The sequence below is a fragment of the Devosia ginsengisoli genome, assembly GCF_007859655.1.
Taxonomy (GTDB): Bacteria; Pseudomonadota; Alphaproteobacteria; order Rhizobiales; family Devosiaceae; genus Devosia; species Devosia ginsengisoli.
Genome location: NZ_CP042304.1, coordinates 307,375 through 328,420 on the forward strand (window position 1 = coordinate 307,375; position 21,046 = coordinate 328,420).

General features: G+C 65.0%; 21 protein-coding genes and 2 pseudogenes. 10 read left to right on the forward strand and 13 right to left on the reverse strand.

Annotated elements, in window-relative coordinates; genetic code table 11:
* Positions 1-1,155 carry a precorrin-3B synthase gene (gene cobG, locus FPZ08_RS01600; RefSeq protein ID WP_146288367.1) on the reverse strand — a complete coding sequence of 385 codons (1,155 nt, stop codon included), beginning with the start codon at positions 1,153-1,155 and terminating at the stop codon, positions 1-3.
* Between the two features lie 439 nt (positions 1,156-1,594).
* Positions 1,595-2,323, reverse strand: coding sequence for a precorrin-6A synthase (deacetylating) (cobF, locus tag FPZ08_RS01605; RefSeq protein ID WP_146288368.1), 729 nt, complete (start codon positions 2,321-2,323; stop codon positions 1,595-1,597).
* 92 nt (positions 2,324-2,415) lie between these two features.
* On the opposite strand from cobF, the gene FPZ08_RS01610 reads away from it, so the two are divergent.
* Both FPZ08_RS01610 and FPZ08_RS01615 read left to right on the forward strand, forming a co-directional pair.
* Positions 2,416-2,757 carry an ArsR/SmtB family transcription factor gene (locus tag FPZ08_RS01610; protein ID WP_146288369.1) on the forward strand — a complete coding sequence of 114 codons (342 nt, stop codon included), beginning with the start codon at positions 2,416-2,418 and terminating at the stop codon, positions 2,755-2,757.
* A gap of 11 nt (positions 2,758-2,768) precedes the next feature.
* Positions 2,769-3,272 (forward strand): SRPBCC domain-containing protein, encoded by a 504-nt coding sequence (locus FPZ08_RS01615; RefSeq protein ID WP_146288370.1) that lies wholly within the window; start codon positions 2,769-2,771, stop codon positions 3,270-3,272.
* A 126-nt stretch (positions 3,273-3,398) separates the two neighbouring features.
* Here FPZ08_RS01615 and FPZ08_RS01620 read toward each other — a convergent pair whose 3' ends face one another.
* The gene (locus FPZ08_RS01620; RefSeq protein WP_146288371.1) at positions 3,399-3,872 is read right to left on the reverse strand and encodes an SRPBCC family protein; all 474 of its coding nucleotides are present in this window, start codon (positions 3,870-3,872) and stop codon (positions 3,399-3,401) included.
* On the reverse strand, positions 3,869-4,216 hold the full coding sequence (locus FPZ08_RS01625) for an ArsR/SmtB family transcription factor (RefSeq protein WP_146288372.1): 348 nt from the start codon (positions 4,214-4,216) through the stop codon (positions 3,869-3,871). Before FPZ08_RS01625 ends, FPZ08_RS01620 begins: the two co-directional genes overlap by 4 nt.
* Before the next feature lie 98 nt (positions 4,217-4,314).
* Here FPZ08_RS01625 and copM point away from each other — a divergent pair, with 98 nt between their 5' ends.
* A complete protein-coding gene (gene copM / locus FPZ08_RS01630; RefSeq protein WP_146288373.1) occupies positions 4,315-4,671 on the forward strand; it encodes a CopM family metallochaperone in 357 nt (118 codons plus the stop codon).
* A gap of 281 nt (positions 4,672-4,952) precedes the next feature.
* On the opposite strand, the gene FPZ08_RS01635 is transcribed toward copM, so the two are convergent.
* From FPZ08_RS01635 to FPZ08_RS01645, 3 genes are read right to left on the reverse strand one after another with little or no spacing between them, the layout of a single operon-like run.
* Entirely contained in the window at positions 4,953-5,153 is a 201-nt protein-coding gene (locus FPZ08_RS01635; protein WP_146288374.1) for a heavy-metal-associated domain-containing protein, read from the reverse strand.
* 2 nt (positions 5,154-5,155) lie between these two features.
* Positions 5,156-5,566 (reverse strand): Cu(I)-responsive transcriptional regulator, encoded by a 411-nt coding sequence (cueR, locus tag FPZ08_RS01640; protein WP_146288375.1) that lies wholly within the window; start codon positions 5,564-5,566, stop codon positions 5,156-5,158.
* Positions 5,563-7,812, reverse strand: a complete 2,250-nt coding sequence (locus tag FPZ08_RS01645; protein WP_146288376.1) for a heavy metal translocating P-type ATPase — start codon at positions 7,810-7,812, stop codon at positions 5,563-5,565. The genes cueR and FPZ08_RS01645 overlap by 4 nt, the downstream gene beginning before the upstream one ends.
* A gap of 351 nt (positions 7,813-8,163) precedes the next feature.
* On the opposite strand from FPZ08_RS01645, the gene FPZ08_RS01650 reads away from it, so the two are divergent.
* Positions 8,164-8,883 carry a Crp/Fnr family transcriptional regulator gene (locus FPZ08_RS01650; RefSeq protein ID WP_146292858.1) on the forward strand — a complete coding sequence of 240 codons (720 nt, stop codon included), beginning with the start codon at positions 8,164-8,166 and terminating at the stop codon, positions 8,881-8,883.
* A gap of 143 nt (positions 8,884-9,026) precedes the next feature.
* Here FPZ08_RS01650 and cydC read toward each other — a convergent pair whose 3' ends face one another.
* On the reverse strand, positions 9,027-10,673 hold the full coding sequence (gene cydC, locus FPZ08_RS01655; protein ID WP_146288377.1) for a thiol reductant ABC exporter subunit CydC: 1,647 nt from the start codon (positions 10,671-10,673) through the stop codon (positions 9,027-9,029).
* On the reverse strand, positions 10,670-12,397 hold the full coding sequence (gene cydD, locus FPZ08_RS01660) for a thiol reductant ABC exporter subunit CydD (protein ID WP_146288378.1): 1,728 nt from the start codon (positions 12,395-12,397) through the stop codon (positions 10,670-10,672). Before cydD ends, cydC begins: the two co-directional genes overlap by 4 nt.
* Before the next feature lie 376 nt (positions 12,398-12,773).
* Here cydD and FPZ08_RS01665 point away from each other — a divergent pair, with 376 nt between their 5' ends.
* The 4 genes from FPZ08_RS01665 (at position 12,774) to FPZ08_RS01680 (ending at position 16,073) form a co-directional block, all read left to right on the forward strand.
* Positions 12,774-14,378 carry a cytochrome ubiquinol oxidase subunit I gene (locus FPZ08_RS01665; protein WP_146288379.1) on the forward strand — a complete coding sequence of 535 codons (1,605 nt, stop codon included), beginning with the start codon at positions 12,774-12,776 and terminating at the stop codon, positions 14,376-14,378.
* Positions 14,375-15,523 (forward strand): cytochrome d ubiquinol oxidase subunit II, encoded by a 1,149-nt coding sequence (cydB, locus tag FPZ08_RS01670; RefSeq protein WP_146288380.1) that lies wholly within the window; start codon positions 14,375-14,377, stop codon positions 15,521-15,523. The genes FPZ08_RS01665 and cydB overlap by 4 nt, the downstream gene beginning before the upstream one ends.
* Positions 15,524-15,532: 9 nt before the next feature.
* Positions 15,533-15,658 (forward strand): cytochrome bd-I oxidase subunit CydX, encoded by a 126-nt coding sequence (gene cydX, locus FPZ08_RS01675; RefSeq protein ID WP_146288381.1) that lies wholly within the window; start codon positions 15,533-15,535, stop codon positions 15,656-15,658.
* 268 nt (positions 15,659-15,926) lie between these two features.
* Complete coding sequence (locus FPZ08_RS01680; protein ID WP_082554951.1) at positions 15,927-16,073, forward strand: DUF1127 domain-containing protein; 147 nt, start codon at positions 15,927-15,929, stop codon at positions 16,071-16,073.
* A 156-nt stretch (positions 16,074-16,229) separates the two neighbouring features.
* Here the strand turns inward: FPZ08_RS01680 and FPZ08_RS01685 are convergent, their stop codons facing one another.
* The 3 genes from FPZ08_RS01685 to FPZ08_RS01695 form a co-directional block, all read right to left on the reverse strand.
* Positions 16,230-16,580, reverse strand: a complete 351-nt coding sequence (locus tag FPZ08_RS01685; protein ID WP_146288382.1) for a hypothetical protein — start codon at positions 16,578-16,580, stop codon at positions 16,230-16,232.
* Positions 16,581-16,651: 71 nt separating this feature from the next.
* A complete protein-coding gene (gene ybaK, locus FPZ08_RS01690) occupies positions 16,652-17,125 on the reverse strand; it encodes a Cys-tRNA(Pro) deacylase (RefSeq protein ID WP_146288383.1) in 474 nt (157 codons plus the stop codon).
* A 121-nt stretch (positions 17,126-17,246) separates the two neighbouring features.
* Positions 17,247-17,426 (reverse strand): hypothetical protein, encoded by a 180-nt coding sequence (locus FPZ08_RS01695; protein WP_146288384.1) that lies wholly within the window; start codon positions 17,424-17,426, stop codon positions 17,247-17,249.
* A 118-nt stretch (positions 17,427-17,544) separates the two neighbouring features.
* Here FPZ08_RS01695 and FPZ08_RS01700 point away from each other — a divergent pair, with 118 nt between their 5' ends.
* The gene (locus tag FPZ08_RS01700) at positions 17,545-18,432 is read left to right on the forward strand and encodes a LysR substrate-binding domain-containing protein (protein ID WP_146288385.1); all 888 of its coding nucleotides are present in this window, start codon (positions 17,545-17,547) and stop codon (positions 18,430-18,432) included.
* Here the strand turns inward: FPZ08_RS01700 and FPZ08_RS01705 are convergent.
* Positions 18,429-19,305: pseudogene (locus FPZ08_RS01705) on the reverse strand (LysR family transcriptional regulator). The gene FPZ08_RS01700 and the pseudogene FPZ08_RS01705 sit on opposite strands and share 4 nt — an antisense overlap.
* A gap of 222 nt (positions 19,306-19,527) precedes the next feature.
* On the opposite strand from FPZ08_RS01705, the pseudogene FPZ08_RS01710 reads away from it, so the two are divergent.
* Positions 19,528-21,023, forward strand: a pseudogene (locus FPZ08_RS01710) (CoA-acylating methylmalonate-semialdehyde dehydrogenase).
* Positions 21,024-21,046: the final 23 nt, after the last annotated feature.

Consider the following 21,046-nt stretch of genomic DNA (forward strand, 5'->3'; position numbering starts at 1 on the left):
TCATCCCTGGCGGTGCGCAAGGGCGGACTCGAGCTGGTCCGCATGCAATAGCGCCTGTGGCGTATCGCCCGCCATGCCCGCGATGACAAGGCCATAGCCGTCCGCACTGCCCACCAGCGTCACATCGGCGCGGCGCGGATGGGCGCAGCCCTTGACGCAGCCGGAGACGTGGAGGGTCGTATCGGGGGCGAGATGGGGCGCCAATTGCGCGGCCACGGCGCGGGCGGGAATGTGGCCGGAGGCGCAGCCATCCGAGCCGATGCAGGCGCTGATGCGGGTGCGGTTATCGTCGGGGGCAGTGACGAAGCCGAGGGCGGCGGCTTCTGCTACGAAAGCCGGCGGCGCGCCTATGGCGAGCAAAGCGTGATGCGGGGCGAGGCGGAATTCGGTGATGCCGTGGCGCGTGGCGGCTTCGGCCAGGGCGGCGAGCGCAGCATGGTCGCTGCTGCCGAAGGGCAGGGCGATGCCGGTCGCGGTCTGGTCGCGGAGAGCGAGGGTGCCGATGGGCGAGATGGATTGGGCGCGGTGGGGCTTGGCGGCGGCGCCGGGCAGGTCGGTGGCGCGGGCGGCGAGGCCCAGATCGGCAATCTGGCGCAGGTGGCGCAGCGTGATCATCAGCGCGTCATTGCGCAGGATCACGTCGCTCCGCCCGCCGACCGAACAGGCCCATTGGCCCGAGCCGATGGCGGCGAGGCGAATATCGGCCTTGAGCGGGGAGAGGTTCAGCTTGCCATTGCCATCGACGATGACAGTGACCTTGGGGCCGAGCCGGGCCGAGAGCAGCGTGGCCGCAGCGCGGATGGAGGCGGCGAGGGGACGCGGGTCGTCGATCTCGGTGGGGTCGTCGCCGGCCAAAGGCGGGGTTTCGACGACGAGGCCGCGTTCGATGGTGACGACAGCCTCGATGGCGCGGGCAAAGGGGGCGGCGGAGGCGGGGGTGAGGCCGCGGACCTGGAGATTGCCGCGGGCGGTGATTTCGACCAGGCCATTGCCGTGTTCGGCAGCGAGGGCGGCGATGCGGGTGAGTTGGGCGGGGGTGAGGCGACCGCCTCTGATGCGCAGGCGGGCGAGCAGGCCATCGCCGGTCTGCATCGGCGCGTCGAGCGACGGACAGGCGCCGCGGCGGCTTGCTGCGATGGGGAGGATGAGGGCCATTGGGTGGTTCTAGCGGATTGGGACGAGTGGGGAAATGGGGAGTCACAGATCTCACCCTCCCCCTTGAGGGGAGGGTAGCGACGCCTGGCCCGCAGGGCCTTGGCAGAGCTAGGGAGGGGGTGTCGGCGGGTGGCGCCGGCATTGAGTTCGTGGAGGGTTCGGCACCCCCTTCCTGCTCGATTCAACGGACTTAGCTGAAGCTAAGTCCTATCTCGCTTCCCTCCCCTCAAGGGGGAGGGTGGGGCCGGTGTGTAGGGCGATATGGTGCCCACCCAACAAATCACCCTTCTCCCCTTGCGGGAGAAGGTGCCCGAAGGGCGGATGAGGGGTTGGTTCCACAAGCCGTGAAGCATGGGATGGCGCAGGACCCCTCACCCGCAATTTCTTCTGGACGAAGAAATTGCACCCTCTCCCGCAAGGGGCGAGGGGGGCTCCACTCCTAGTCTCGTTTGCGCAGCAGGTAGGTGTCCATGATCCAGCCGTGCTGTTCCCGTGCGGCTTTGCGGGTGGCGACGATCTTGTCGCGCACATCGCCCAGGCGGCCGGCGACGGTGATTTCGTCGGGGGTGCCGAGATAGGCGCCCCAGAAGATGTCGAGGTTGGGATCGGCATTGAGGAAGGCGGTCTGGCCGTCGAGCATGACGATTGTGTCGTCGGTCACGGCGCCCAGCTTGCGGCCGGTGGTGATGTGGACGGGTTCGCCAATGCGGTTCAGCGCGATGCCGTGGGCCGCGGTGAGGGCCTGGATGGCCGATATGCCGGGGATGATTTCGACGGCGTGGTCGGCGCGCAGGCGCTCGACGATGCGGATGGTGGAATCGTAAAGGCCTGGATCGCCCCAGACCAGGAAAGCGCCGGCGCCATTGTCGGGGACTTCGGCGAGCAGGCTACGGAAAATCTCGGCGAGCGCGGCGTGCCAGGCATCGACGCCGGCGCCGTAATCGGGATTGGCGGCGTCGCGGCGGGGCACGCTGTAGGGCACCATGCGGCTCGCCCGATTGGTGACGTAGCGGGCAACGATATCGCGGCGCAGCGCGGCCAGGTCGGCTTTATCAGCGCCCTTGTCGGGGATGAACAGCACATCGGCGCGGTTGAGCGCGTTGATGGCCTGCATGGTCAGATGCTCGGGATTGCCGCTGCCGATGCCCACGATGAGGATGGTTTTCATATCCGCTTCCTTGCCCTGAGGCAGGGGGTGTTGACAAGCGGAGTGATCGGCAGTATTCAACCAATTAGTATTATACAAAACGGTTGAATGAAATGACCGACCCACTGAGCACCACGCTCGCTGCCCTTGCCGACCCGACCCGACGCGCCATTCTGGCCCGGCTGGCGCTGGGAGAGGCAAGCGTCAACGAACTGGCCGAACCCTTCGACATGACGCTGGCCGCCGTTTCCAAGCATATCAAGGTGCTGGAAGGGGCGGGGCTCGTCAGCCGTGGCAGGCAGGCGCAATGGCGCCCCTGCAAACTGGAGGCGGCACCGATGCGCGATGTCGCCGGCCTGGTCGAGTTCTATCGCAAGTTCTGGGAACAGAACCTCGATCAGCTCGATGCCTATCTCAAGAAACTGCAAACCCCTGAAACCGACAGCAAGAACTGAGGAGATTTCCCATGAACGCCCAGACTTTCCCCAACCCGTTCAAGACCGAACTGCCTGCCACCGAACCTCTCATCATCATGTCGCGCACGTTCGACGCGCCGCTGGCGCTGGTCTGGAAGGTGTGGACCGAAAAGGAGCATGTGGCCTATTGGTTCGGGCCGCGTGAGGACAATGCGGTCGTCGAATATGACGTGCGGACCGGCGGCAAGTGGCGGGTGATCTCGACCATGAGCGACGGCTCGGAAATCGTGTTTTTCGGCACCTATCTGGCGGTCGAGCCGAAGACGCTGATCCGCAACACTTTCGTGGTGGAAGGCCAGTTCGAGGAAGATCAGCAATTCTACGAGGAGCACCGCTTCGAGGAGCGCGACGGCAAGACCTATTACCGCTCGGTCAGCAATGTGGACTCTATCGAGTCGCGTGATGCCATCGTGGCGACCGGGATGGAATGGGGCGCCAATGCGAGCATGGTGAAGTTTGATGAGATATTGGCGCGGCTGAAGGCTGTAAAGTAAGGGGATACCCCCTCCTAGCCTCCCCCTGATAGGGGGAGGAATCCGACCGGTGGGTTTGGCTAGATAGTGCCACAAGCTCGATCTGTTCCTCCCCCTATCAGGGGGAGATTGGGAGGGGGTATCCCCTCAATTCGCGCCTTCGCGGTCCAGAAACCGGCCCAGATTGTCGAGCAAGATGGCGGTGCCTTCCTTGCGGATGGCGTTGCCGTCTTCGAAGCCGTCGAGATAGGCGCCCATTTCGGTCAGCTTGAGCAGCGTGTGGTCGCCATCGGGGACCAGCTCGAACGTGGCGAGCGACACCGAGATGCGCGTATCGTCCAGGTGCATGTCATAGGTGTAGACGATGCGTTCATCGGGCACGATGTCCTGATAGATCGCCTTGAAACTGTGCACCGCACCGCCGACCGGACCGCCGACGCTGGTCTCGATGCCGCCGATGCGGAAATCCATGGCGTGAACATCCTTGTTCCAGGCCTCGGGCGGGGTGAACCATTTCTGCTTGGTGGCCGGATCGGACAATGCCCGGTAGACGCGGGCCGGCGTGGCCTTGTAGCGGCGCTCCAGGGTGAAGCTGGCGTGAGTGACGGTGCGCTGGGTCATGAACGGGGCTCGGGCTCATCTGCGGTTTCGGCGAGGAAGTCGCCAAGGCGGTCGAGCCGCCGCGACCAGGCGGTGCGGCGGTCGTTGATCCATTGTTCGGCCAGGCTGAGGGTATCGGGCTGGATCTGCACGGTGCGGACGCGGCCGACCTTCTGCGAGGTGACCAGGCCCGAATTTTCCAGCGCCTGCAAATGCTGCACCACTGCGGGCAGCGACATGGCGAAGGGCTTGGCCAGTTCGCTGACCGAAGCCGGGCCGCGGCTGAGGCGATCGATCATGGCGCGGCGCGTCGGATCGGCCAGCGCCTGGAACATGAGATCAAGATTGGGCTGTTGGTTAAGCATGATATTAAGTAACAACTGTGGGGCTTTGGTGTCAATGCGCTTGACCTTCCCATTGGGCAATCCGGCAGGGAGGGGCATCGAACCAGAGGAGACGAGTGATGAAAGTTCTGATGATTGCCGCGGTCGTGATTGCCGGCCTGGCGACGCCTGCCCTGGCGCAGGACCATTCCGGCCACGGCGCCATGGCGGCAGCGGCCGACAGCGCCGCGACCACGGCCTATAAGGAAGCCAATAGCCGCATGCATGCCGACATGGACATTGCCTATACCGGCGACGCGGATGTGGATTTCATCCTCGGCATGATCCCGCACCACCAGGGCGCCGTGGACATGGCGCGCGTGGTGCTGGAGCACGGTACCGATCCGGAAGTGAAGGCGCTGGCCGAGGGGGTTATTGCTGCGCAGGAAGAAGAGATCGCCTGGATGAAGGAATGGTTGGCGAAGAAGGGGTATTGAGCAGGGCTTTCAGTCGACCTTCCCTCCCCCTTGTGGGGAGGGATCGAGGGTGGGGGTGTCGCGCTATCCGCACACATCTCGTTCGCGGATAGCTCGACACCCCCACCCTGCTCGATTCAACGGACTTAGCTGACGCTAAGTCCTATCTCGCTTCCAGCCATTCGGGCGTAGCCCTCATGGCCTTCTCACCTCAAATCGCTCCACCGGAGCGATTTGCCCTACGGGACGGCTCGAAGCCCCACAAGGGGGAGGGTGGGGCTGGTGGACGTGGGGAGAAGGACCTACGCTGCTTCCGGCGTATACCCCGCTTCGCGGATGGCGGCTTCGCCGGTGGCGCGGTCGCCGGTGAATTCCACCTTGTGGGTGGTCAGGTCGACCGAGATATCGGCGCCGGGCAGGGCGTCTTGCAGGGCCTTGCGCACGGTGCCGACGCAGTGGCCGCAGGTCATGTCGTTGACGGTGAGAATGGTCTTGTCGCTCATATTCAGTGTCCTTTGGTTGTAGGATGCTCGCCGGCAAGGTCGTCGAGTATGGGGCAGTCGGGGCGGTTGTCGCCGCCGCAGCAATGGGCCAGGTGCTTGAGGGTTTTGACCATCCCCTGCAGTTCGGCAATCTTGGTTTCGAGCGCCGTGATGTGGCTGGTCGCCACATCCTTGACCTCGGCGCTTGCGCGGGTCTTGTCCTGCCAGAGGCCGAGCAGGGTGGAGGTTTCCTCGACCGAGAAGCCCAAAGTCCGGGCGCGCTTGACGAAGCGGAGGACGTGGACCTCATCCTCGCCATAGACGCGATAGTTGCTGCCGGTGCGCAGGGGCGCGCGGATCAGGCCGATGGATTCGTAGTAGCGGATCATCTTGGCCGAGACCCCGGTAGCGCTGGAGGCTTCGCCGATATTCATGCATTCACTCCTTTCACCATACGCAGGCGTTGCGCATTGCCCACCACGAAGACCGAGCTGAGCGCCATGGCGCCGGCGCCGATCATCGGGTTGAGCAGGATGCCGAAGGCCGGGAACAGCACGCCTGCCGCCACCGGGATCAGCAGCACATTGTAGCCGAAGGCCCAGAACAGGTTTTCCCAGATGTTCTTCATCGTGGCGCGGCTCACCGTGAGCGCGTTGAGCACGCCCTTGAGGTCGCCACCCAAGAGGACCACGTCGGCGCTTTCGATGGCCGCATCGGTGCCGGTGCCGACGGCAATGCCGATATCGGCTTCGGCGAGGGCCGGGGCGTCGTTGATGCCGTCGCCGACATAGGCGACCGGGCCGAACTGGCGCAGCGCCTTGAGCGTGGCCACCTTGTCGGCCGGCAGCACTTCGGCGCGGACTTCGTCTATGCCGAGCCGGCGGGCAATGGCCTGGGCCGTGCGCTGGTTGTCGCCGGAGATCATTGCCGTCTTGAGGCCTATGGCATGCAAGGCATCGATGACCGCCTTGCTGGACGGCTTGATCGTGTCGGCGACGACGATCGCGGCGGCCAGCTTGCCGTCAATGGCGGCAAAGACCGGGGTCTTGCCCTCATTGGCGAGCCGGTCGATATCAGCGGCAAAGCCGGAGAAATCGAGCTGGCCGAGATGGCGCTGCGAGCCGATCGAGACCGAGCGCCCATCGACGCTGGCGGAGACGCCATTGCCGGCATGGGACTGGAAGTCGGTAACCGCGCCGAGGCTGAGGCCGGCTTGTTCGGCCGCTGCGACGATGGCCGACGCGATCGGGTGTTCGGACTTTGCTTCCACCGCAGCCACCAGAGCCAGCACGTCGTCATGCGCGAAGCCATCGGCCAGCACGAGGTCGGTGAGGGCCGGCTTGCCTTCAGTCAGCGTGCCCGTCTTGTCGAAGGCCACGACCTTGGCGTCGCGCAACTGCTGCAGGGCTTCGCTCTTGCGGAACAGCACGCCCAGCTCGGCGGCGCGGCCGGTGCCGACCATGATCGAGGTCGGTACGGCCAGGCCCATGGCACAGGGGCAGGCGATGATCAGCACGGCCACGGCATTGACCATGCCGAATATGGACGCCGGCTCCGGCCCCCAGATGGCCCAGACCGCAAAAGTGGCAATGGCCAGAGCGATGACAGCCGGCACGAACCACAGTGTGATCCTGTCGACCACGCCCTGGATCGGCAGCTTGCCGCCCTGGGCTTCCTCGACCATGCGGATGATCTGCGCCAGCATCGTGTCGCCGCCCACCTTGGTGGCGCGGAAGCTGAAGCTGCCCGACGTGTTGAGCGTGCCGCCGATGACGGAGGCTCCGACAGTCTTGGAGACGGGCAGGGGTTCGCCCGAGATCATGGATTCATCGATATGGCTGGCGCCCTCGGTGATTTCGCCATCGACGGCGATCTTCTCGCCGGGGCGGACCAGGATGATATCGCCGGCCACGACCTGTTCGATGGGCAGTTCCACCGCCTTGCCGTCGCGCTGCACGCGGGCCGTCTTGGCCTGCTCGCGCACCAGCCGCTGGATGGCCTCGCCAGTACGGCCCTTGGCCAGGGCCTCGAGCCAGCGGCCGACCAGGATCAGCGTGACGATGACGGCGGCGGCTTCATAATAGATATAGCGCGTGCCCTCGGGCAGCAGTTGCGGCGCGAAGGTGGCGACGACGGAATAGAGATAGGCCGCGCCCGAGCCGAGGGCGACGAGCGAATTCATCTCCGGCGCACCGCGCAGCAGGGCCGGAATGCCGATCTTGAAGAAGCGCCAGCCGGGCACGAACAGCACGATGGTGGCGGCGATGAAATAGGCCACCCACAGCACATCCATCGACACGACGGACATGATCCACATGTGGAAGGGCATGTAGAGATGGCCGCCCATTTCGAGCACAAAAAGCGGCAGGGTGAGAATGCCTGCGATCAGCACGTCGCGGCGCAGCACGGCGGCGTCCTCGTCGTGGTGCTGGTGGCCGGAATGGTCGTGATGGTGCATTTCGGGCGTCTCGCTGCCCTTGTAGCCGGCCTTTTCGACCGCCTTGAGCACGGCTTCGCTATCGCCGCCATGCACGGTGGCGCGTTCGGTGGCCAGGTTGACTGACGCCGATGTGACGCCGGGCACCTTGAGCAATGACTTCTCGACCCGCGCCACGCAGGAGGCGCAGGTCATGCCGGTAATGTCGATGGAAAGTGGCTTGGTATGGACGTGTTCGTTCATGATGTTTCACCTCGTCCTCAGCTATATAAAGGTTCCAATCATGGGAAGGTCAAGGGGCCGTTTGGGTGATTGTTTTGGCTTCGATGCCGCAGTCGTCTCCCTCCCCCTTGTGGGGAGGGATCGAGGGTGGGGGTGAGCCGCGCACACAGGGTTTGCGGAAGGAGCCCCCACCCGACCCCTTCGGGGCCACCCTCCCCACAAGGGGGAGGGAGAGGATCGCGTATGCGGCGCGGCCAGAGACCTGAAATCGAGCAATTTTGACGCATGCGGCAGGTTGGCGCTGCGACCTTGGCGCAGCTTAAAGCCCTGGCGGGGCAGGCCTATATCGGGGCGGTCAGGAGACGACATGCCATGCAGCCCGTCCGTAACGACATCCACAATTCCGATCTTCCCGTGCTCTGCCAGAGCTGCGAATCCCGCCATCAGGGGATTTGCGGTGCGCTGACATCTGAGCAATTGCTGGCTTTGGCGCGGCATACGCGGCGCGTGCACCATGCGGCCGGCCAGGAATTGCTGGCCGATGCCGAGCCGATCATCAGCTACGGCAATGTGCTGAGCGGGGTGGTGAAGCTGTCCAAGGTGCTGGAGGATGGGCGGCAGCAGGTGGTGGGGCTGCAATTTGCGCCGGACCTGCTCGGGCGCCTGTTTGCCAGCGAAAGCCGGGTCACGGCGGAGGCGGCTTCGGATGTGGAATTGTGCATGGTGCCCAAGCCGGCGCTGGAGGCGCTGGTGCGCGAAAACCCGGCGCTGGAGCATCGCATCATGCTGCAGACCCTGCGTGAGCTCGATGAGGCGCGCGACTGGATGGTGACTTTGGGCCGCAAGACCGCCGCCGAGAAAGTGGCGAGTTTTCTCTATCTGATCGCGAGTCATATCGACCCAACGCAGGAAGAGGTGACCAGTTTCGACCTGCCGCTGAGTCGCGCCGATATCGGGGACTTCCTCGGGCTGACCATCGAGACGGTGAGCCGGCAGATCAGCAAGCTCAAGGCCGATGGGGTGATCGAGATCGAGAATTATCGGCATGTCTCGGTGCCGGACGTGGCGCGGTTACGGGTAAGGTGCGGGTAGGGGCTGCAAGCTCCCCCATACTCCGGCCGTCACCCTCGGGCTTGACCCGAGGGCTCTATACTTGCCGAGCGTTCAGTAAGTGCAGAGCCCTCGGGTCAAGCCCGAGGGTGACGTGCGGTGGGTGTGGTGGCGCTGCTGTGGAGCTAAGCCAGCATCCCATTCCGCAGCGTCAGCACGCGGTTCACGGTGCCATCAGGAATGGTGGCGTGGGTGACGACGATCACTGTCCGGCCCTGCGCGGCCTGATGCAGGGTTTCGAAAAAGGCCACTTCCGCCGGGCGATCCAGCGCTGCGGTGGGCTCGTCCAGCAGCAGGATTTGGGCTGATGACAGCAGCACGCGGGCGAGGCAAAGGCGGCGGGCCTGGCCGACCGAGACGGTGCGGCCGCCTTCACCCACCATCGTGTCGAGGCCGGCGGGCAAAGCGCGGACGAAGTCGGCAATGCCGGCATCGGCAAGGGCCGCCCATAGGGCATCGTCATCGGCATCCCGGGCGACGCACAGGTTGGCGCGGATCGTGTCGTTGAACAGCGGGCTGTGCTGGCTGAGTAGGGCCACGCGGGCATGGATATCGGCCTGCAGCAGGGCGGGCAGGGCGGTGCCGCCCAGGGTGATGCGGCCGGCTTGCGGATCGGCGAGGCGCAGCAGCAGGGTCAGCAGGCTGGATTTGCCGCTGCCGCTGGGGCCGGTAATGGCGATGTGCTCGCCGGGGGTGACGGTGAGGTCGAGACTATCAAGCACGGGCGGGCCGCCATAGCCGAAGGTGACGTCGGCGAGGACGATGGTGGTATCGGCCGGAACGGGAGCGGGTACGGCTGGGTCGAGGACGGCAGGTGGGGCTTCGGCGATGGTGGTGAGGCGTTCGGCGGCGGCCATGGCTGTCGTGAGCTTGCCGACGCTGCGGACGATTGTGCTGGTGGCCTCGAAACTGCCTGCCATGGCCAGCAGCAGGCCGGCGAGCACTGGGCCTTCCACCGCGCCAGCGGCAAAGGCGGTCAGGCCGAGCCAGAGCGAACCGGCCAGCGCCAGCGCCGCGAGGGCCTGCACGGCGAAGCCGGCAAGCGCGGTCAGGGTCGAGAGGCGCCCCCGGGCAGCGGCAAGATGCTGGCTGGTCGTGGCAAAGCCGGCCTGGGCCGTGCCGAGCACGCCGAAGACGGTGAGATCGTCATGGCCCTCGATGCCGTCGAGCACGGCGGCGCGGGCATCGGCGGCGCGGCGGACCACGGCATTGCCGGCGGCGCGGCTGAGGAGGGTCAGCCCTGACGGAACCACCAGCACGGCGGCGCCGAAGCAGAAGCCGTAGAGCCATGCGGCACCGGGCAGCAGCCAGGCGAGCACGGCGGTCAAGGCCGCGCCGATGACGAGGGCGGCTGCTATAGGGCCGATGGCGACGAGGAAGGCGGTATCGAGCGCATCGACATCCGAGGTGAGGCGGCTGACCAGATCGCCATGGCGCAGGCTGCGATCGGCCAGCGGCAGGCGCGGGAACAGGCGGGCAAACAGCCATCCGCGCAGGCCGGACAGCAGGCGGAGCGTCGCGTCATGGCCGCTCAGGCGTTCGCCATAACGCGCGAGGATGCGGATGAAGGAAAAGCCGCGCACCAGCGACGAAGGCACGAACAGGTTGAAGGCGAGGCCCGCCGTGGTGAGGGCGGCCGAGGTGATGAACCAGCCGGACGTGCCGAGCAGGGCGATACCTGCGGCTAGCGTCACCAGCGAGAGCAGCAGCGCCAGGGTGAAGCCTTTGGCCTGGCTCAGGAACAGGCTGCGGAAGGCGAGAAGCGCTTTCATGCGACGCCCTTTCCCTTGCGGGCGAGCAGGGGCGTCGGCAGCAGCGCCTCGCCGGCAATGCGCCAGGCCCGGTCCATCCGGGCAGCGACATCAAGCGAATGGGTGGCGATGATGAGAGTGCGGCCGCGAGCATAGGATTTGAGGTCGTCGAGGACGGCCTGCTCCAGTCCGGCATCGAGATGGGCGGTGGGCTCATCGAGCAGGATGAGGCCGGCGTCGCGCAGATAGATGCGGGCCAGGGCGATGCGCTGCGCCTGCCCGCCGGAGAGGCCGAGGCCGCCTTCGCCCAGAATCGTATCGAGACCATCGGGCAGGGCATCGGCAAAGGGGGCGATATGGGCGCGTTCGGCGGCATGCCTGACATCGCCGGCCGAGGCGCCGGGGCGGGCCAGGGCGATATTGTGGGCGATGGAGCCGGCAAAGATGCGCGGCTTCTGGCCCAGCATGGTGACGCGGGCCCGCAATTCCGCCTCCGGCCAATCGGCAAGGGGGCGGTGATCCAGTGCGATTCCGCCTTCGTGGAGCCTGAGCCGGGCCACGGCCTCGAGCAGGGTGGATTTGCCGATGCCGCTGGGGCCGAGCAGGGCGATGTGTTCGCCGGGCGTGATGGTGAGATCGGCATCGGCGAGGATGACGCGGGCGGCGTCGGGCGTGCGCAGGGTGAGGCCGGTGGCGGTGAGGCCGGCGGGGCCGGTGCTCGGCGTGGGCTTTATGTCGGCGAGGGGGGCGGGCGCTGCGGGCAGCGTGCCGAGCTGGGCCTCGATTTCGCCAATGGCGGATTTGGCGGCGGCGCGGTCGTGGTAATGCGCGGCGAGCAGGCGCAGGGGATTGTAGACCTCGGGCGCCATCAGCAGCAGGAAGAGACCGAGTTGCAGCGTCAGCGGGCTGGAGCGCAACTGCAGGTAGTCGATGAAGGTGAGGCCGACATAGAGCGCGATGCCGGCGACGCCGAGCGCGGCGAAGAATTCGAGCACGGCGGAAGAGAGGAAGGCGATGCGCAGCACGCGCAGGGTGCGGCGGCGCAGTTCGTCACTGGCGGCGACGATGCCTGCCGTTTCTGCCTCGGCGCGGTCGAACAGCTTGAGCGTAACGATGCCGCGCAGCCGGTCGGCGAAGCGGCCGGTGAGCAGGCTGAGGGCGCGAGCCTGCCTGTCGGTGGCGATCTGCGCGCCCCAGCCGGCCAAAGCCATGAAGACCGGGATCAATGGTGCGGTGATGAGAAACAGCAGGCCGGCCAACCAGTCGAGCGGCAGGATGATGGCGCCGAAGGCAATGGGCAGGATGGCGGCCTGGATCATGGCCGGCAGGTAATGCGCGAAAAAGCCGTCCAGCGCTTCCACCTGATCGACAATGGCGGCCGAGGCGGCGCCCGATTGCGGCTGTTCGGCAGCGCGGGGTGAGCGAGCCAGCAGGTGGGAGAAGAGCGTGGCGCGGAGCTGGGCCTTGATGGCCTCTGATGCCGCCGTGCCGGCCCGGTCGCCAATGGCGGCGAGGGCGGCGCGGGCGAGCAGCAGCGCGAGGATGAGCAGGATGCCCGGCGTGAGCGTATCCACGGCGATACCGGTTTCGATGGCGCCGCCGAGGAGTGCGGCGAGTGTCCAGGCCTGCCAGACGAGGAGGGCGCCGGCCAGGAGGGGGGCGGCGATGGCGAGGATGAGCCAGGGGCCGCCGTGATGGCGGAGGCTGGAGAGGGTCCTGGCGTTGTGGCGGTCGGTCTCGGTCACGACATCTCCCTCGCGGCCATGTGCGAGATATCGGGGCCAAACCACCCACACCCTTGATCCCTCCCCACAAGGGGGAGGGAGACGATGAACACCGGTGGCTCAGCCTGCGTCTCCCTCCCCTCGATGGGGAGGGATTGAGGGTGGGGTGAAGTCACACGCGTCGATGCGGCGGTGGGAACTGCGATGGTCACTATGGGCAATCCAGTGGCACGACCTCGTGGTTCGACGGGCTCACCATGAGGTCTACTGCGGCAATCTATATCAAGCCCGCCCGAGACCCTTGATCTGAATCAAGGCATGGGCAAGTCTGGTGGGGCATAGAGTGCGCAGTGACGGCGGCGACTCGGGCGCTGCCAAGCATAGAGGCAGTACCGCCATGATCGACATGACTGTTGTCGAACTCTCGCGGTGGCAATTCGCGGCCACCGCCATGTATCATTTCATCTTCGTGCCGCTGACCATTGGCCTGTCCGTGATGATGGCCATCATGGAAAGCGTCTATGTGATGACCGGTCGCGATGTGTGGCGCAAGGCGACCCTGTTCTGGGGCACCTTGTTCGGCGTCAACTTCGCCATGGGCGTGGCCACCGGCGTGGTCATGGAATTCCAGTTCGGCATGAACTGGAGCTATTACAGCCATTATGTGGGCGACGTGTTCGGCGCGCCGCTGGCCATCGAGGGGCTGATGGCCTTCTTCCTCGAAGCCAGCTTTATCGGGCTGTTCTTCTTTGGCTGGGACCGGCTGAGCAAGGTGGGTCACCTGGCCGTGACCTGGCTGGTGGCGCTTGGAGCCAATTTCTCGGCTTTGTGGATCCTGATTGCCAATGGCTGGATGCAGAATCCGGTCGGCTCGAAATTCAACCCCGACACGATGCGCATGGAAGTCACCGACTTCGTGGCGGTGCTGTTCAATCCGGTGGCCCAGGCCAAGTTCGTGCATACGGTCAGCGCCGGCTATGTCTGCGGCGCGGTGTTCATCTTCGCCATTTCCTGCCTGTTCCTGGTGCGTGGCAAGCATGTGGAACTGGCCAAGCGCTCCATGGTGGTCGCCGCCAGTTTCGGGCTGGCCTCGGCTTTGTCGGTGGTCGTGCTGGGCGACGAGAGCGGTTATATCGCAACCGAGCACCAGAAGATGAAGATTGCGGCCATGGAGGCCAGCTATCACACCGAGCCGGCCCCGGCGCCGTGGACCATCTTCGCCATTCCCGGACCCGATGGTGGCGCGCCGAGCTTTTCCATCCAGGTGCCCTGGGTGGGCGGCCTGATCACCACCCGCTCGCTCAATGAGGAGCTGCCGGGCATCGATGAACTGGTCGAGCATGCGCAGACGCGCATTCGCTCGGGCATGGTCGCCTATGATGCGCTGCAGGACATCCGCGCCGATGGCAGCAATGCCGAGGCCCGTGCCGCGTTCGATGAACACTGGGCCGACCTGGGCTATGGCCTGCTGCTCAAGCGCTATCGCGAGGATGTCGGCAATGCGACCGACGCCGAGATCGCGCAGGCGGCGGCCGATACGGTGCCCGGCGTGTGGCCGTTGTTCTGGACCTTCCGCATCATGATGGGGCTGGGTTTCTTCTTCATCGGCTTCTTCGCGCTGTGGTTCTATCGCGCCTCGCGCGGATGGCTCGAGACCAACAAGCCACTGCTGTGGTTCAGCGTGTTCCTGCTGCCTTTGCCGTGGATCGCCATCGAAAGCGGCTGGTTCATCGCCGAATTCGGGCGGCAACCTTGGGTGGTGGAGGGCGTGCTGCCCACCTTCTACGCGGCATCGGGCCTTAGCTTCTGGGACCTGGTCATCTCGCTGAGCTTTTTCGTGACGCTTTACTCGGTCCTGCTGGTCATCATGATCATGCTGATGGTCAAGATCATCAAGGCGGGGCCGCAGGACAAGCTGTTCGCCGAGGACGAGGGCGATGACGCGGACTTCGTCGTCGCCGCTCTGCCCGCCACGCCTGCCAACAAGGAGCTCGGATCATGAGCACCATTCCGCTGGACTATGAAACGCTGCGCCTCATCTGGTGGTTGTTGCTGGGCGTGTTGCTGATCGGCTTTGCCATCATGGGCGGGCGCGATCTCGGCGTGGGGACGCTGCTGCCCTTCGCCGCCCGTACCGATGCGGAACGGCGTGTGCTGCTGAACGTGGTCGGACCCACCTGGGAGGGCAACCAGGTGTGGCTGATCGTGGGGGGCGGGGTGATCTTCGCAGCCTTCCCGCCGCTTTATGCGGTGAGTTTTTCCGGCTTCTACCTCGCCATGATCGTGATTCTGCTGGCGCTGATCCTGCGGCCGGTCGGCTTCAAATACCGCAGCAAGATCAAGGATGACCGTTGGCGCGCCACCTGGGACACGGTGCTGTTCATCGGCGGCTTCGTGCCCTCGCTGATCTTCGGGGTGGCGGTGGGCAATGTGCTGCTCGGCGCACCCTTTCATGTCGATGGCACGATGCGCGCCTTCTATACCGGCAACTTCTTCATGCTGCTGACGCCCTTCGCGCTGCTGTGCGGACTGGTGAGCCTGGGCATGATCGGGACGCAGGGCGCCGCTGTCATTGCCGGCCGCACCACGGGGCCATTGGCCGAACGGGCGCGCACCTATGGTTCGCTGGCCGGTATCGTGACCATCCTGCTCTTCGCGCTGGCCGGCGTGTGGATCGCCTTCGGCATCGACGGCTATGCCATTACCAGCACGGTCGACGGCAATGCGGCCATCAATCCGCTGGGCAAGAGCGTAGAACTGACCCGCGGCGGGTGGCTCGCCAATTACGGGCTCTATCCATGGATGATTGCCGGGCCGGTGCTGGGTTTTGCCGGGTTGGCCGGGGCGGTGATCGGGCTGCAGGCGCGGTTGCGGCTGGCGAGCTTGCTGGCGTCGAGCGTGGCCATAACGGGCATTGTCGCCACGGCGGGCCTGTCGCTGTTCCCGTTCCTGCTGCCATCCTCGACGGTGCCGGAGGCGAGCCTGACCCTGTGGGATGCCTCGTCGAGCCACCTGACGCTGTTCATCATGCTGCTGGTGACCGTGTTCTTCCTGCCGATCATCCTGCTCTACACCGCCTTCGTGTTCCGCGTGATGCGCGGCACGGTGAGCACCCAGTCGCTCGAAAAGAACCCCAACGCCTATTAGGAGACGCCTATGTGGTATTTTTCTTGGATTCTCGGCCTGGGGCTGGCCTGTTCCTTCGCCATTCTCAACGCCATGTGGTTCGAACTGCGCGAGGACCGGCGCGTCGCCGAGGAGGCGGAACCGGGTCGGCGCTAGGACTGGCACCCGTTTGGCGCATGGCGATGACCGGATGGTCAAAAATCGGTTAAGGTCGCCGCAGTGGCGACCTTTTCCGTTTTTCCTATTGAAATCAGGGTGTTGTGGTATGAGGTGGCCGATGTTGGCGTCTTGCTGGCTGAAGCGTGCCTAAACGGTTTGCCTCTTTAACGTGCACGTAGTGCATAACGGATGTGCAAAGAGTCCATCTTCTAATCACGACCAGACGACTATAGATATTGGTCATCAAAACGAAGGGGAACCGAAAATGAACATCCGCCAGAAAATCGCACAGTTTGCTCAGTATCAGCGCACCATGCGCGAACTCAGCGCCCTCGATCAGCGTCAGCTGAACGACCTCGGCATCACCAAGGGCGACATCAAGAACATCGCTCGCGGCGCACTGGCCCGCTAATACCGGTCCAGGCCGATCCAAGACTTGAGATGAAGGCGTCCAATCGGGCGCCTTTTGTCTGTTTGGGATTCGGTTCCTGATACCTTCCCCAACACAGATCGTCACCCTCGGGTCAGGCCCTGACGTGACGGCTGGTGGGGGAGATGCTTCCGGGTCTCAATCCGTGATGGTGAAGCGCGTCACGCTGCCGGCGCTCAGGGTCATGCGCTCGTAAGCCTCGCCACCGCCGAATTCGCCGCCGCCGACATCCCAGCAGCCGGCTGAGAGGGTGAAGCTGCGGGCACCGCCGGGCGGGATCGAGTCGCTGTCGGACAGGCGGTTGAAGCCGTAGGTGAAGTTGTTGCAGTCGGAAATGACGATGGCGTCGAGATAGCCATAGCTGCCGTTGACGATGATGAGGGTAGCTGTCGGTTCGCCGGGCCGGATCAGGTCGCCGCCGGTTACGCTGCAGCCGGCCAGCATTGCGGCCATCGCGGCCGACAGGCCGGCGGCAAGAAGCTTGTTCATGAAAATGTCCCTCCAAGGATGGAGGGACCTTAGGACCTGTGGGGGTGGGCGCTATCCCCGAACAGGGGGGATCAGCGGATGAGGTCGGCCGCCTTGCCGCCCAAAGCCGCAACCAGGTCGTCCGGCTTCATGCGGATCTGCAGGCCCCGCTGGCCGCCATTGAGGAAGATTTCGTCTTCCAGCGTCGCCAGTTCCTCGACGGCGGTCGGTATCGGCTTTTTCTGGCCGAACGGGCTGATGCCGCCAACCTTGTAGCCGGTCAGCCGCTCGGCATCTGCTGGTTTCATCATATGGGCCGACTTGCCGCCGAAGGCCGCGGCGAGCTTTTTCATGTTCACCTCCTCGTCGGAGGGCACGACGACGCAGACCGGCTTGCCATCGACCTCGGCCATCAGCGTCTTGAGCACGATGGACGGCGAAACCCCCATCGCCTCGGCCGCCTGCAACCCGACCCGGTCGGCATCGGGGTCGTAGTCATAGGTGGCGGTGGCAAAGGCGATGCCGGCTTTGGTGAGGGCGAGCGTGGCGGGCGTGGTCTTGGACATGCCGATTCTGCAGCGTGAGGTTGACCCGAAACCTAGCACGGCGTCGTTCCCGCGAAAGCGGGAATCCATGCTTCACAGAGGCAGATGGATTCCCGCTTTCGCGGGAATGACGTGGTGCGGGTTACCGCTGCCGTTTGCCGTCATGCCCCTCGCTGACCCCGATATCGCGCAGCAGATGTGGCGAGGCATGGATCAGGTCGATCGTGGTCTGGCGGCGACGATGGGCGGTGCCGAAAAGGCGCGGCATGCTCCAGCGGGGCAGGTGGAAGGCGGCAATCAGCGGTCTGGCAATGGCGTTCATGGCTATAAACAGCCTTATGGGGCTGCCTTCTGCTTTGTGTTCCATGCCGCTAAAATGGCTGGCAACAGGCCAAAATTCCAACTAAAGCTCGATAATGAGGCATAAGGAGATTTGATCCATGTCCAGTCTGCCGCCGCTGGCCGCCATTCGCGCCTTCGAGGCTGTGGCGCGACATCTGAGCTTTACCAAAGCCGCTGATGAGCTGGGCATGACGCAGGCGGCGGTGAGTTATCAGATCAAGATATTGGAGGAGCGCGTGGGGGCGCCGCTGTTCCTGCGCAAGCCGCGGCAGATCGCGCTGAGCGAGACCGGCGCGCGGCTGGCGCCCGATGTGAACACGGCCTTCGAGACCCTGCGCGACGCCTTCGCCGCCTCACGCGGGCGGGTGGAGGGGCTGCTGAGCCTGAGCTCGGTGCCGACCTTTGCCAGCCACTGGCTGGCCGCCAATATCGGCCTGTTCCAACTGGCCAACCCTGACATCGCGGTGCGGGTCGAGAGTTCGGCGCATCTGGTGGATTTTTCCGGCGAGGAATTCGATGCCGGCATCAGGGCGGCCACCAAGCTATCGCCCGGACTGGCCGGGCATCTGCTGCTCAAGGCGGAATTCGCGCCGATGCTGAGCCCGCGCCTGGTGGAGGAATACCAGGTCCGCGAACCGGCCGACCTGCTGCGCGTGCCGCAGATCACGCCTGACGATCCCTGGCTCTGTGCCTGGCTGGAACTGGCCGGCGTCGCCATGCCCCTGCGGCCCAGCCGGCCTTTCAGCCGGCTCGGGTCGCAGACGCTGGAGGTCGCGGCGGCCATTGCCGGGCGTGGCATGGCCATGGTGACGCCGGCCTTTTATGGCGACGAAGTGGCCAGCGGCCGGCTGGTGCAGCCCTTCGACATTCTGGGCTGGGACGGCCACGGCTATTATTTCGTCTATCCCGAAGCGCGACGCAACTCGCCCAAGATCAAGGCCTTTCGCGACTGGATCGTGCCGGCCACGGAGTCGCTGCGGGCCTAGAATATCGCCTTGTCCCGCGCCACGATCTCGGCCAGGAAATCGGCCACCAGCGCCACGCGGCTGATGCTGCGCAGGTCTTCATGCATGACGGTCCAGTAGCTGCGGGTCAGCATGTGGGCGGGCAGGACGGGCACGAGGCCGGTGTCGCGGCCGGCCATGAAGGCGTGGAGAATGCCGATGCCGGCGCCGGCGCGCACCGCCTCGGTCTGGCCCATGGCTGACGACACGGCCAGCGAGGAATGCCAGCCCTTGAGGAATTCGGCGGTGTAGTCGAGCGAAGCCGCATAGAGCAGGTCTTCGACATAGCCGACGAGGCGGTGGGCGGCGAGATCAGGGAGGCTCGCGGGGGGTGCCGTTGCGGTCGAGATAGGGCTGGGACGCATAGAGGCCGAGGCGATAGTCGGTGAGCTTGCGGGCGACCAGCCGGCCTTCGCGTGGGCGCTCGAGGGTGACGGCAATATCGGCCTCGCGGCGGGAGAGCGAGAAGGCGCGGGGGACGGGGACCAGTTCCACGCGCAAGCCCTTGTGGCGCTCGGTGAGTTCGCCCAGGCGCGGGGCGAGGAAGGCGACGCCGAAGCCATCAGGGGCCCCGACCCGGACCGTGCCGTCGATGCGACTATCGGCGCCGGCGGATTCGCTGGCCGCCAGCATGGCGCTTTCCATGGCCTCGGCATGGACGAGGAAGCGCTCGCCGCTGGGTGACAGGTCGGAGCCATTGGTGCGGCGGGTGAACAGCGTGCTGCCCAGGGCGGTTTCGAGTGCGGTGAGGCGCCGGGCGACAGTGGCGTGGTTGAGGTTCAGGCTGCGGGCGGCGCCGAGAATCTGGCCGCTGCGGGCTACGGCGAGGAAAATGCGGACGTCGTCCCAGTTCATTGGAATCTCTTGGGTTTTAGGGGATTACCCCCTCCTGGCCTCCCCTGATAGGGGGAGGAACAGATCGAGCTTGTGGCACGATATTGCCCGACCACCGCGCGGCTCCAGGGGGAGGTTGGGAGGGATTATACGGCTATAATTTTCGCACAACAGATACGAAATCTATCGTGTTGAACATCACAATTTATAGCGCGATGAGGATATCCCAACAAGGAGAGCCTCATGCGCACCATTGGCCATTTTATCGACGGCGTCGAAACGACCGGTTCCAGCACGCAGTTTCAGGATGTGTTCAACCCCGCCACCGGCGAGGTGCAGGCGCGCGTGGCACTGGCGAGCACGGCCGATCTCGATGCGGCTGTCGCTTCGGCGGCCGCGGCGCAGCCAGCATGGGCGGCGACCAATCCCCAAAGACGCGCAAGAGTGTTCTTCAACTATGTGGCTTTGCTCAACCAGCACATGGATGAACTGGCCGAACTGCTGAGTGCCGAGCATGGCAAGACCTTCGATGATGCCAAGGGTGACGTGTTGCGCGGGTTGGAAGTGGCCGAATTCGTGGCCGGCGCCCCCATCTGCTGAAGGGAGCTTACACCGAGGGCGCCGGGCCGGGGATAGATATGTATTCCATGCGCCAGCCCGTGGGCATTGGCGCGGGGATAACCCCGTTCAACTTCCCGGCCATGATCCCGCTCTGGATGCTGTCGCCGGCCATCGCTTCAGGCAATGCGTTCATCCTCAAGCCCTCGGAACGCGACCCCTCCGTGCCGGTGCGTCTGGCGCAACTGGCCATTGAGGCCGGGCTGCCCAAGGGTGTGCTCAATGTGGTGCAGGGCGGCAAGGAGACGGTGGACGGCATATTGCAGCACGAGGCGATCTCGGCGGTGAGCTTTGTCGGCTCGACCCCGATCGCGCGCTATGTCTACGCCACGGCAGCGGCAAATGGTAAGCGGGTTCAGGCCTTTGGTGGCGCCAAGAACCACATGATCATCATGCCCGATGCCGATATGGACAAGGCTGCCGATGCGCTGATGGGCTCGGGCTATGGCGCGGCGGGCGAGCGCTGCATGGCGGTCTCGGTGGCCGTGCCGGTGGGCGATGCGACGGCCGACAAGATTATCGCGGCTTTGCGTCCGCGCATCGAAAAGCTCAAGGTGGGACCGGCGACGGATCGGGCTTCGGAAATGGGACCGCTGATCACCGCGGCGGCCAAGAGCCGTGTGCTCGGGCTGGTGGATAAAGGCGTGGAGCAGGGCGCCACGCTGGTGGTCGATGGGCGGGATTTCTCTCTGCAGGGCTATGAGAATGGCTTCTTTGTCGGGCCGTGCCTGTTCGACCATGTGACGACGGATATGGACATCTACAGGGAAGAAATCTTCGGGCCGGTGCTGTCGGTGGTGCGCGCGAAGAACTATGAGGAAGCCCTTGAGTTGCCGTCGAAAAATCCATACGGCAACGGCGTGGCCATCTTCACCCGCGACGGCGATGCGGCGCGTGATTTCGCCTCGCGGGTCAATGTCGGCATGGTGGGGGTGAACGTGCCGGTTCCGGTGCCGGTCGCCTATCACAGCTTTGGCGGCTGGAAGGCGAGTTCGTTCGGGGATTTGAACCAGTATGGCACGGATTCCATGCAGTTCTGGACCAAGGTGAAGACGGTGACGACGCGCTGGCCGAGCGGCATCAAGGATGGCGCGGAGTTCCAGTTTCCGACGATGAAATAGCGTTAGCAGAGGGCCGCTAATGT